This is a genomic window from uncultured Campylobacter sp. (assembly GCF_938045595.1).
Taxonomy (GTDB): domain Bacteria; phylum Campylobacterota; class Campylobacteria; order Campylobacterales; family Campylobacteraceae; genus Campylobacter_B.
In genome coordinates, this window is sequence record NZ_CALIBB010000184.1 from 1 (window position 1) to 2,037 (window position 2,037).

Consider the following 2,037-nt stretch of genomic DNA (forward strand, 5'->3'; position numbering starts at 1 on the left):
CCGCCAAGTCGTAAACGTCTATCATAAATTTCCTTTAATCTTTTAAATTTCATACGAAATTATAGTAAAAATTCCATTAAAATCAGTGGAATTTTACGAGGACTAAGACTAAATTTTAAAATTTATAAAAAAGCTTGCGAGGCGCACAACGCGGAATCTATGAGTTGAAATTTTACGAGGCATAATTTCACAATAAAATCTCAAGCTTAACCTATTTTTGCAAGCCAATAAAAATGAAGTGATGCGAAAAAATAAATCTTAAAATTAGGCTCAGTCGCATCAAATTTTAAGGTGACAAATCTTCAGTAGCAAAATTTCGCTTTCAAAATACTTCGAGCTCAAAATCCACTGGCAACAAAATGAAGTTACAATGAGCGGTGAGTTTGCTAGGACGAAATTTAGACGCCAAAGCTCGTCGCCGCATAAAATTCCCTGCAGCCAAATTTATATTGAAATTCCCTCGTATACGGCATTTCAAAACGATGAGATTAAATTTCAAACGCTTTGAAATCTGCGGCATCAGATTTCATTGCTATGCGAAATCTCGTCCGACGACTGAAAATTTCAATTTTGTAAGTTTGGCTTCAGATCCCGTTACTACGCGAAATTCTATTCTTGCTACGGCAATCAAGTGCGAAAATCAAGGCAAGTAAAGATTAAATAAACGTAGAATTTTGTACCACTAGCAAGAGGCGCGTAAAACTCACGCATACGTGACGGCGACACACAAATAAGCACGCAACTTGCGGCTGCAAAATCGCGTAAACAAAGCGACCTTGCAAGCCGCAACATAGTGAGTGAAGCCGCTAGCTAAACTAGCTAATTTACTAAATTATATCTGATCGAGGTATCGAAATTACAACCCTTATCGGATTTAGGGAAGCTATCCTTGGTGCGCTCGACCGCATTTAGCGCACCTTCGTCTAGTGAATCCACTCCGGAAGGGCGTGTGATCCGCAGTCCCGAGACCTCACCGTTAGGTTTAAGAACGAAGCTGATACCGACGACGCCCGTTTTATTCATCCTGCGGGCATTTTTAGGATAGTGCGCTTTAGCGTAGCGAGAAACGATCGCATATACTTTCTTGCATGTTTCATCGTTGCTTGGATTGCCATGCTGAGTGATATCGTCGCTGCCGCTAGTTGCCTTGCTAGATCCACCGTTTGTGCCTCCGCCTGCAGAGATAGGCTTGCTGGCGTCAAATTTTGCGGTTAAATTCCTGTCGTTACTTTGCAGCTTGCGCTCCTTTAAAGGCTTAGGTTTTGGCTTTTCGACCGGCTTGGGCTTAGGTTTTGGCTTTTCAACTACTGGTTCTGAAATAGGTTCCGGCTCCGGAATCGGCTCAGGCTCAGGAGGAACGGGCTCCGGCTCTACTATGGGCTCCGGTGGAGTAGGTTCAGTAGGGCTTGGTTCGGGTTCAGGCTCCGGCGGAGTGGGCTCGGGCTCAGGATCTGGTTCGGACTGATCGGAAAGAGGCGGGATATTGGGCTCATCCGAAATATCGCCCTGTTTATCGCTATCGACTAAATTCTCTATCGAAAAAGCGATCATTTCGGGCGGTTTTGGAGCTTGCGGATGCGATGAGATAATAGCTGCGATGCCTGCAATCAATAAGCTGTGAAATAAGAGTGAGCAAATAAAACCTATTAAGCTATTTTTTTTCATCATTCTTTTTTAGTAACAATCGCAAATTTATCATGGTCAGCCTTTTTTAGGATATCCATGATCGAAATAAAGGATGAAAATTTCGAATCTTTATCGTTTTCGAGTACAACTAAATCATCTTTATCTAGTGCCGAAATTTTATCCGCTAGCTCACTCTCGCTTACCGCAACATCATCTACGTAAATTTTAGACTGGCTATCTACTTTAACGGTGATTTTTCTATTTTCTTGCGGGACTTGTGAGCTTTTAGATGATGGCAGATCGACCTTGATATAGCCCTGCGCAATGAAAGTCGAGACACTAAGCACGATCGCTAGCAGCACCAGCATAATGTCGATGAACGGGACGATATTTAGCCCGTCTCGTCTAGGA

Annotated in this window: 3 protein-coding genes; 1 reads left to right on the forward strand and 2 read right to left on the reverse strand. The window is 42.8% G+C overall.

Annotated features, from left to right (window positions below; translation table 11 throughout):
• The first annotated feature begins 370 nt into the window (after positions 1-370).
• On the forward strand, positions 371-508 hold the full coding sequence (locus Q0340_RS07345; protein ID WP_298082773.1) for a hypothetical protein: 138 nt from the start codon (positions 371-373) through the stop codon (positions 506-508).
• A 311-nt stretch (positions 509-819) separates the two neighbouring features.
• Here the strand turns inward: Q0340_RS07345 and Q0340_RS07350 are convergent, their stop codons facing one another.
• Both Q0340_RS07350 and exbD read right to left on the reverse strand, forming a co-directional pair.
• Positions 820-1,551 (reverse strand): energy transducer TonB, encoded by a 732-nt coding sequence (locus tag Q0340_RS07350; RefSeq protein WP_298082774.1) that lies wholly within the window; start codon positions 1,549-1,551, stop codon positions 820-822.
• 113 nt (positions 1,552-1,664) lie between these two features.
• On the reverse strand, positions 1,665-2,037 hold a 373-nt coding region (gene exbD / locus Q0340_RS07355; RefSeq protein ID WP_298082775.1), incomplete at its 5' end, for a TonB system transport protein ExbD.